The organism is bacterium (assembly GCA_036524115.1).
In the GTDB taxonomy this organism is placed as follows: Bacteria; JAUVQV01; JAUVQV01; order JAUVQV01; family DATDCY01; genus DATDCY01.
In genome coordinates this window covers 1-8,596 of the sequence record DATDCY010000253.1, presented here as the reverse complement: position 1 = coordinate 8,596, position 8,596 = coordinate 1, and the positions used below count along the sequence as shown (strand labels likewise).

The window sequence follows — 8,596 nt, the reverse complement described above, 5'->3', positions numbered from 1 at the left end:
GCCGAGCACGCCGGGCGGCTGGCCGCCCAGCCGGACGCCGCCCTCCAGGCGGTCTGCGCGGCCGCCGACCCGGAGCGCGTCGAGGCGGAGGCCGGCCTGGCCCCCGGTTCCCTGCGGGAGCTGGCCGCGATGATCGCCGCCGCGAAGAACCCCGTGTTCGTCTCCCACCGCGGCTGGTTCGACCCGGGCGGGCAGGTCCCGCGCCTGCTGACCGAGCTCGACCGGCTGCTGGCGGGCAACGCCGCCGCCGGCATCGTCTACGTCCGCAGCGACTGCAACAGCCGGGGCGTGGCGGCCCTCGCAGCCTCGGCCGACCCGGAGCCCGAGGGCGACCCGGAGGTCCTGGTCGTGTTCGGCGCCGACCCGCTGGGCACGGCGGTCCCCGGCTCGGCCTTCGAGACCTGGACGCGGCGGGCGAAGTTCCTCGTGGTCTTCGAGACCCAGCTGACGCCGACCGCGGAAGCCGCACACGTGGTGCTGCCGCTGCGCACCTTCGCCGAGAAGGACGGCACCTTCGTGGCGAGCAACGGCCTGGCGCAGCAGCTGCGGGCCGCGCTCTCGCCGCCGCCGACGGTGCCGGCCCTGCGCGAGAGCCTGGCGGCGGTCGCGGCGGGCTTCGGGCACACCGTGAGCTTCGCCCCGCCGGCGGCGGCCCGCACCCCGGTGTGGAGTCCGCCGGAGCGGCCCGCGGCGGTGGCCGCAACGCCCGCTGGCGGGCGGCTGCTGCACCTGCGCTGGTCGCCGTACCTGGACGACCGGGTGCGCTCGGTGGCCGAGGCCGACCGCATCTTCCCGGGGCCGGCCCTCGAGGTGAACCCCGGGGACCTCGCCGGCCTCGGGCTCGCCAACGCCGCGCGCGCGCGGCTGGTCTCGGGCGGCGCGAGCGTGACCGTGGCCGTCCGCGCGGACCGCCGCACGCCCCCGGGCCAGCTCTACCTGCCGCTCGACCCGCTTGATGCGGCCCTGAAGTCCTTCGCGCGGGACGCCCGGCACCCGGCGGGGTGGCCCCTGGCCTGCGTGCTGCTCGACGGCGTCGAGCCGGTGGCGGCGGGGTAGGGGGAGACGGCGATGGACGCGCTGACGCTGCTCTGGACGCTGCTCAAGATCATGATCGTGCTGCTCGCGCTGCCGGTCGTGGTCGGCATCTCGACCTGGGCGGAGCGCAAGGTGCTCGGGCGCCTGCAGATCCGCTTCGGGCCGAACCGGGCGGGGCCCTTCGGCGTCCTGCAGTGGGTCGCGGACGCGGTCAAGCTGATCACGAAGGAGTACGTCGTGCCGGCCGCCGCCAACCGCTGGCTCTTCATGGCGGCGCCCCTGTTCACGTTCGTGCCGGCGGCCACCGTCTACACGCTCATCCCGTTCGGGCGGGGGCTGGTGATCACCGACGTCAACGCGGGCCTGCTGATGCTCATGGCGATCGGCTCGCTCTCGATCTACGGCGTCATCTTCGGCGGCTGGGCGTCCAACAGCAAGTACTCGCTGCTCGGCGCGCTGCGCTCGGCATCCCAGATGATCGCCTACGAGCTGGCCCTCGGGCTCTCGCTCGTCGGCGTCGTGCTCATGGCCGGCTCGCTGAGCCTCGTCGAGATCGTCGAGGCGCAGCGGCGCGTGCCCTTCGTGCTGCTGCAGCCGCTGGGCTTCCTCATCTTCCTGATCGCCGGCATCGCCGAGACCAACCGCATCCCCTTCGACCTCCCCGAGGCCGAGGGCGAGCTGGGCGCCGGCTACCACACCGAGTACTCGGCGATGGGCTTCGGCATCTTCCAGCTCGGCGAGTACGCCTCGGTCTGGACGATCTCGGCGCTGGCCGCGACGCTCTTCCTCGGCGGCTGGCAGGGGCCGTGGGCCCAGAGCGTGGCCGGGCTCTCGCTGCTCTGGTTCTTCGCCAAGAGCATCCTCTTCATCCTGCTCTTCTACTGGCTGCGCGCGACGCTGCCGCGCCTGCGCTACGACCAGCTCATGGCCTTCGGCTGGAAGGTGCTCCTGCCGGCCTCGCTGCTGAACCTGCTGTGGGTGGCGGCCGTCGTCGCCCTGAGGGCCCGCACATGATCGGCGCGCTCGTCACCGGCTTCCTCACGACGCTCAAGCACGTCTTCCGCAAGCCGGTCACCATCCAGTACCCGGAGGAGCGCCGCGAGCCCGCCCCGCGCTTCCGCGGCCTGCACGCGCTGCGCCGCTACCCGGAGACGGGCGAGGAGCGCTGCATCTCCTGCTGCCTGTGCGCGCGCATCTGCCCGACCCAGTGCATCCGCCTCGTGACCTCCGGCGAGGAGCGCAAGGTGATCGACGAGTACGACGTGGACCTCGGGCACTGCCTCTTCTGCGGCCTCTGCGCCGAGGTCTGCCCCGAGGAGGCGATCGTGCTCTCGCCGCGCTACGAGGCCTCGTACTACCAGCGCGGCGAGACGATCCTGCGCAAGTCCGACCTGCTGCGCCACGGGGAGGGGCTGTGAGCGGCTTCGGGACCCTGGTCTTCGCCGTCCTGGCGCTGGTCGCGCTGGGCTCGGCGCTCGTCGTGGTCGCCTCGCGCCGGATCGTCGCCAGCGCCCTGGCGCTCGTGCTCTGCTTCCTCGCCGTGGCGGGGCTCTTCATCCTCCAGGGGGCGGAGTTCCTCGGCGCGGTGCAGATCCTGCTCTACGCCGGCTCGATCGTCGTGCTCTTCGTCTTCGTCGTCATGCTCGCGAACCTGCGCGGCGGCGAGGGGGCGGACTGGTCGGGGCTCTCCGCGATCACCGGGACGATCCTCGGCGGCGTCGTCTTCGCGCAGCTGCTCGCGGTCGTCGCCCGCGCGCGCGGCTGGCTCGCGCCGGCGAGCAACGGGCTCGCCCCCGGCGAGGGGCACGTCCAGGTGCTCGGCAAGGTGCTCTTCCGCCAGTACCTGCTGCCGTTCGAGGTGCTCTCGGTGATCCTGCTCGCGGCGCTCTTCGGCCTGATCGTGATCGGGAGGAGGAAGTGATGGTGCCGGTGAGCTGGTACGTGGCCCTCGGCGCGGCGCTCTTCTCGATCGGGCTCGCCGGCGCGCTCGTGCGGCGCAACGTCGTGGTCATGCTGATGTCGATCGAGCTCATGGTGAACGCGGTGAACCTCAACCTCGTGGCGTTCTCGAACCTGCACCAGCACTACAGCGGGCTGGTGATCGCGCTGTTCGTGATCGGCGTGGAGGCGGCGGAGCTGGGCGTGGCGCTCGCCGTGATCCTCGCCTGGCACCGCCACCGCGGCGCGCTCGACGCCGACGCCGCGACGCTGCTCAAGGGCTAGGAGAGGCGCGATGGCGGAGACCCTGCTCTGGCTGATCCCGGCGCTGCCGTTTGCGGCCTTCCTCCTCAACGGCCTGCTCGGGCGGAAGCTGACGCGGACCGCGGCGCACTGGCCGGCGCTGCTCGCCGTCGGCGGGGCGTTCGTCTGCGCCGTGCAGGTGCTGCGCCACGCGCTGGAGTCACCGGCCTGGCGCGTGGACTTCTTCACCTGGATCGCGGTCGGCCCCTTCCAGGTGCCGCTGACGCTGGCGGCCGACCCGCTGACCGCCATCATGCTCGTGGTCGTCACGGGCGTGAGCACCCTCGTGCACCTCTACTCGGTGGGCTACATGCACGGCGACGGCGGCTACCACCGCTTCTTCGCCTACCTCTCGCTCTTCACCTTCTCGATGCTCATGCTCGTGCTCTCGGGCAACTTCCTGCTGCTCTACGTCTTCTGGGAGGCCGTCGGCCTCTGCTCCTACCTGCTCATCGGCTTCTGGTTCCACAAGCAGTCGGCGGCGGACGCCGGGAAGAAGGCCTTCCTCGTGAACCGCGTCGGCGACTTCGGCTTCGCGCTCGGCATCCTGCTGCTGATCGCGAACACGGGGAGCGTCGACTACCAGCGCGTCTTCGCGCTCGCGCCGCAGCTGCCGCCCTCGACCGTGACCTGGATCTGCCTGCTGCTCTTCGTCGGCGCCTGCGGCAAGTCGGCGCAGCTGCCGCTGCACGTCTGGCTCCCCGACGCGATGGAGGGCCCGACGCCGGTCTCCGCCCTGATCCACGCGGCGACCATGGTCACCGCCGGCGTGTACATGGTGGCCCGCTGCAACGCGCTGTTCGCGCTCTCGCCCACGGCGATGCAGGTCGTGGCGGTCGTCGGCACGCTGACCGCGGTCATGGCCGCGGCGATCGCGTTCACGCAGAGCGACCTCAAGCGCATCATGGCCTACTCGACGGTGAGCCAGCTCGGGTTCATGTTCCTCGGGCTCGGCGTCGGCGCCTGGATCGGCGCGATCTTCCACCTCTTCACCCACGCCTTCTTCAAGGCGCTGCTCTTCCTCGGCTCCGGCAGCGTCATGCACGCCATCGGCGGCGACTGCGACGTGAGCCGCCAGGGAAGGCTGTTCCGGAAGATCCCCTGGACGGCGACCACGTTCATCGTCGGCTCGCTGGCGCTGGCGGGCATCCCGTTCTTCGCGGGCTTCTACTCCAAGGAGATGATCCTCGGCGGGGCGTGGGCCGGCCACCACTACGTGCTCTTCGGGCTCGGCGTGCTCACGGCGGGCGGGACGGCCTTCTACGTCACGCGCGCCGTGGTCCTGGTCTTCTTCGGGCGGCGCGACGCGGACTGCCTCGGCGCGACGCCTGCGGGCGACATGCATGACGCGCACGACGCCCACGGCGGGCACGGGCACCCGCCGGGCGTGCACGAGTCGCCCTGGGTCATGCTCGGGCCGCTGGTCATCCTCGCGGTGATGTCCTTCGTCGCCGGCCTGCCGCTGGAGCACGGCTTCACCGAGTTCCTCGGGCGCGCGCTGCCGTCGGCGGAGCACGGCGAGGTCGAGGGCGCGCTCTTCGCGGAGGGGCTCGCCATCGCGCTGGCGCTCGGCGGCGCCTTCCTCGGCTGGCTCGTCTACCAGAAGGGCGCGATCGACCCGGACCGCGTCGCCGCCTCGTGGCCGCGGCTCTACGCGCTCTCGAAGAACAAGTTCTACATCGACGAGCTCTACAGCGCGGTCATCGTGCGGCCGCTGCTGGCGCTCGCCCGCGGGGCGTTGCGCTTCGACCTCGGCGTGATCGACGGCATCGTCAACGGCGTCGCGGAGGCGGCACAGGGCTGGGGCCGGGCGCTCGCGCGGCTGCAGACCGGCCGGCTGCGCGACTACCTCTCGTGGATGGCGATCGGGGTGGCCGCCGTGCTGGGCGTCCTGCTCTGGAGATAACACAGTGGAAAGCGGCTTCCCGGTCCTGAGCTTCCTGGTCTTCGGCCCCGTGGCCGGCGCGCTGGCGCTGGCGCTGGTGCCCGCCGCGCAGGTGCGGCTGCAGCGGGCGGTCGCGCTGGCGACGACCCTGGCGGTGCTCGCGGTCGCGCTCCAGCTCTGGACGGGCTTCGTGCCCCGCGGCGGCTTCCAGTTCGAGGAGCGGCTCTCGTGGATCCCCGCGATCGGCGCGGAGTACCACCTCGGCGTCGACGGCCTGAGCCTGCTGCTCGTGCTGCTCTCGGCGCTGCTCGGCCCGGTCGTGGTGCTCTTCTCGATGGAGCACGTGCGCCAGCGCGAGCGTGCCTACTACGCGGCGCTGCTCATGCTCCAGGCCGGCCTCACCGGCGTCTTCGTCGCCCTCGACTTCGTGCTCTTCTACATCTTCTGGGAGGCGATGCTGATCCCGATGTTCCTGCTCATCGGCATCTGGGGCGGGCCGCGGCGCATCTACGCCTCCGTGAAGTTCTTCCTCTACACCCTCGTCGGCAGCCTGCTGATGCTCGCGGCCGCGATCGCGGTCTACTGGCACCACGGCAGCCGCACGGGCGTCTACACCTTCGACATCGTGCAGCTGGCGCAGACCTCCTACCCGGGGTCGCTGCAGTTCTGGGCCTTCCTCGGCTTCTTCGCCGCGTTCGCGGTCAAGGTGCCGCTCGTGCCGGTGCACACCTGGCTGCCGGACGCGCACGTGGAGGCGCCGACGGCCGGCTCCGTCGTCCTGGCGGGCGTGCTCCTGAAGATGGGCACCTACGGGCTGATGCGCTTCTCGCTGCCGCTGTTCCCGGACGCCAGCCGCGAGCTGGCGCCGTTCGTGCTGACGCTGGCGGTGATCGGGATCATCTACGGCGCCGTGCTCGCGCTCGCGCAGGACGACCTGAAGAAACTCATCGCCTACTCCTCGATCTCGCACCTCGGCTTCGTCGTCGCGGGGATCTTCTCCTTCGACCCGCGCGGCGAGGCCGGCGCCGTGCTCCAGATGATCGGCCACGGCCTGATCACCGGCGCGCTCTTCCTCTGCGTCGGCATGGTCTACGAGCGCACGCACCAGCGCTCGATCCCGAAGCTCGGCGGCCTCGCGCACCGGCTGCCGGTCTACGCGACGCTGCTGGCGTTCTTCGCGCTGGCCTCGCTCGGGCTGCCGGGGCTCGCCGGGTTCGTCGGCGAGTTCCTGATCCTCATCGGCGTGTTCGCGGCGTCGCCGGCCTTCGCCGTCGGCACGGCGGTGGGCATCGTGCTCGGCGCGGCCTACCTGCTCTGGATGCTGCAGCGGGTGATCTTCGGCACGCTGCCCGAGCAGTACGCGGGGCTGGGCGACCTGACAGCGCTCGAGCTGCTCGCGCTGGCGCCGCTGGTCGCGCTCACGATCTGGATCGGGGTCGCGCCGCGGCCCTTCCTCGCGGTGATCGAGAGCGCCCTGCCGGCGCTGCTCTCCCGCGCCTGGCAGTAGGGCGATGGCGGCGGCGCGGACGGAAGGGGAGGGAGCGCGATGAACGGGATGGCGACGGCGCTGGCGCCCGAGCTGCTGCTGCTCGCCGCGGCGCTCCTCGTGACCGCGCTCGAGAGCATCTGGCCGTCCAAGGGGCTGCGGCTCAAGGCCGCGGTCGGCCTCGCCGCCCTTGCGGGCGCATTCTTCCTGCTCCCCGGCGCCGCGTCCGTGGCGCCCGACGCGCTCGCCGGGATGTGGGCCGGCGACGCCCTGGCGACCGTGTTCAAGGTTGCCGTCCTCGTCGCCGCCGCGCTCTCGCTGCTGATCGCGGTCGAGGAGATCGGCGCGCGCTCCCGCGCGGGCGGCGAGTACGTGATCCTCCTGCTGCTGGCGGCCGTGGGGATGATGGTCATGATCTCGGGCACCGACCTGGTGCTGATCTTCCTCGGCATCGAGCTGATGGCGGTGAGCTTCTACGTCCTCGCGGGCTTCACCTGGTTCCGCGAGACGAGCGCCGAGGGCGCGCTCAAGTACGTGATCACCGGGCTCTTCGCCTCCGCGCTGCTGCTCTACGGCCTCTCGCTCGTCTACGGGGCCACCGGGTCCACGTCGCTGGGGGCGCTCGCGGGCGTGGGGCGCGGCGGCGAGGCGGACGCGCTCGTGCTCGCGGGCCTGGCCTTCCTGGCCTGCGGCCTGGCCTTCAAGATGGGCGCCGCGCCGTTCCAGATGTGGATGCCCGACGTGCTCGAGGGGGCGCCGACGCCGGTCGCCGGGTACCTGGCCGTCGGGCCGAAGATCGCGGTGATGGGCGTGGCCGCCCGCGTCTTCGCCGGCGGCTTCCCCGACTGGTTCCAGCTCTGGGGCCCCGTCTGGTGGTCGCTCGCCGCCCTGACCATCCTCTGGGGGAACCTCGCCGCCCTGGCGCAGGAGAGTGTCAAGCGGATGCTCGCCTACTCCAGCGTCGCGCACGTCGGCTACCTGCTCGTCGCCGTCGTCGCCACCGGCCGCAATCCGGCAGCGACGGGCCCGCTGGCGTTCTACCTGCTGGCCTACGCCTTCATGAACCTCGGCGCCTTCGGGACGCTGCTCTGGTTCGAGCGCGCCACCGGCGCGGAGGTGACCTGGCGCGACCTGGCCGGGTTCGGCCGTCGCCGCCCCGCGATGGGGGCCTTCTTCGCGCTCTTCCTCCTCTCGCTGGCCGGCATCCCGCCGACGGCGGGCTTCCCCGCGAAGTTCTGGATCTTCCTCGAGGGCTGGCAGGCCGGCTACGGGGGCCTCGTCCTCGTGGCGCTGCTCGGGAGCGCGATCGGCGCGTACTACTACCTGCGCGTGGTCTACGCCCTGTACCTGCTGCCCGAGCCGGAGACGACGGCCGAGGTCGAGCGTCGGGGCGAGTTCTCCTGGCTGGCCTACGCGGTGGTGCTCGCCGCGGTCGGCACCCTCGTCGCGGGGGTCGTGCCGTCGTTCTTCGTTGAACTGGCCTCGAGGGCAATCCTTGGCTAGTCCCCGGCGCGCCGGGTTCCGGCTGCCGGCGTCCCGCATCGAGCTTCGCCAGCCCGGGATGCTCGGCATCATCGGCAATCCCGTCCGCGCCTCGCTCTCGCCGCGGATGCACGAGGCGGCGCTGCGCCGCCTCGGCCTCGACGCGCGCTACCTGCCGTTCGAGATCGCGCGGGGCGAGCTGCGCGACGTCATGCGCGCGCTCCGGCCGCTGGGCTTCTGGGGGATCAACGTCACCATCCCGTACAAGGAGGCCGTCCTGCGGCACCTCGACCGGGTCGATGCGGCGGCGGCGGCGATCGGCGCCGTGAACACCGTCGTGGTCGGCCCGCAGGGGCTCGTCGGGCACAACACGGACGCCCCGGGGTTCCTGCTGGCGCTGCGCGAGGCCGGCGCGGGGGTGCGCGGCGGGCAGGTGCTGGTGCTCGGCGCCGGCGGCGCGGCGCGCG

At 72.3% G+C, this 8,596-nt stretch carries 9 protein-coding genes; all 9 read left to right on the top strand.

Features of this window, described 5'->3' with window-relative positions; all coding sequences use genetic code 11:
- Positions 1-1,056 (top strand): molybdopterin-dependent oxidoreductase (locus tag VI078_12400; GenBank protein ID HEY6000082.1); only part of this gene is annotated, 1,056 nt, incomplete at its 5' end.
- Between the two features lie 12 nt (positions 1,057-1,068).
- Positions 1,069-2,049, top strand: a complete 981-nt coding sequence (gene nuoH / locus VI078_12395) for an NADH-quinone oxidoreductase subunit NuoH (GenBank protein ID HEY6000081.1) — start codon at positions 1,069-1,071, stop codon at positions 2,047-2,049.
- Positions 2,046-2,453, top strand: a complete 408-nt coding sequence (gene nuoI / locus VI078_12390; protein HEY6000080.1) for an NADH-quinone oxidoreductase subunit NuoI — start codon at positions 2,046-2,048, stop codon at positions 2,451-2,453. The genes nuoH and nuoI overlap by 4 nt, the downstream gene beginning before the upstream one ends.
- Positions 2,450-2,956, top strand: a complete 507-nt coding sequence (locus VI078_12385; protein HEY6000079.1) for an NADH-quinone oxidoreductase subunit J — start codon at positions 2,450-2,452, stop codon at positions 2,954-2,956. Before nuoI ends, VI078_12385 begins: the two co-directional genes overlap by 4 nt.
- Positions 2,956-3,258 (top strand): NADH-quinone oxidoreductase subunit NuoK, encoded by a 303-nt coding sequence (gene nuoK / locus VI078_12380; protein ID HEY6000078.1) that lies wholly within the window; start codon positions 2,956-2,958, stop codon positions 3,256-3,258. Before VI078_12385 ends, nuoK begins: the two co-directional genes overlap by 1 nt.
- Positions 3,259-3,268: 10 nt before the next feature.
- Positions 3,269-5,182 carry an NADH-quinone oxidoreductase subunit L gene (nuoL, locus tag VI078_12375; GenBank protein ID HEY6000077.1) on the top strand — a complete coding sequence of 638 codons (1,914 nt, stop codon included), beginning with the start codon at positions 3,269-3,271 and terminating at the stop codon, positions 5,180-5,182.
- Positions 5,183-5,186: 4 nt separating this feature from the next.
- A complete protein-coding gene (locus tag VI078_12370; protein HEY6000076.1) occupies positions 5,187-6,668 on the top strand; it encodes an NADH-quinone oxidoreductase subunit M in 1,482 nt (493 codons plus the stop codon).
- A gap of 39 nt (positions 6,669-6,707) precedes the next feature.
- Positions 6,708-8,150: an NADH-quinone oxidoreductase subunit N gene (locus tag VI078_12365; protein HEY6000075.1), complete on the top strand. Its 1,443-nt coding sequence runs from the start codon at positions 6,708-6,710 to the stop codon at positions 8,148-8,150.
- A partial coding sequence (locus VI078_12360) for a shikimate dehydrogenase (protein HEY6000074.1) occupies positions 8,143-8,596 on the top strand: 454 nt, incomplete at its 3' end. The genes VI078_12365 and VI078_12360, both read left to right, overlap by 8 nt.

What these genes read in the sequence shown, in the direction of transcription:
- nuoH (HEY6000081.1), top strand. Translation starts at nt 1,069, where the DNA reads ATGGACGCGCTGACGCTGCTCTGGACGCTGCTCAAGATCATGATCGTG.
- nuoI (HEY6000080.1), top strand. Translation starts at nt 2,046, where the DNA reads ATGATCGGCGCGCTCGTCACCGGCTTCCTCACGACGCTCAAGCACGTC.
- nuoK (HEY6000078.1), top strand. Translation starts at nt 2,956, where the DNA reads ATGGTGCCGGTGAGCTGGTACGTGGCCCTCGGCGCGGCGCTCTTCTCG.
- nuoL (HEY6000077.1), top strand. Translation starts at nt 3,269, where the DNA reads ATGGCGGAGACCCTGCTCTGGCTGATCCCGGCGCTGCCGTTTGCGGCC.
- VI078_12365 (HEY6000075.1), top strand. Translation starts at nt 6,708, where the DNA reads ATGAACGGGATGGCGACGGCGCTGGCGCCCGAGCTGCTGCTGCTCGCC.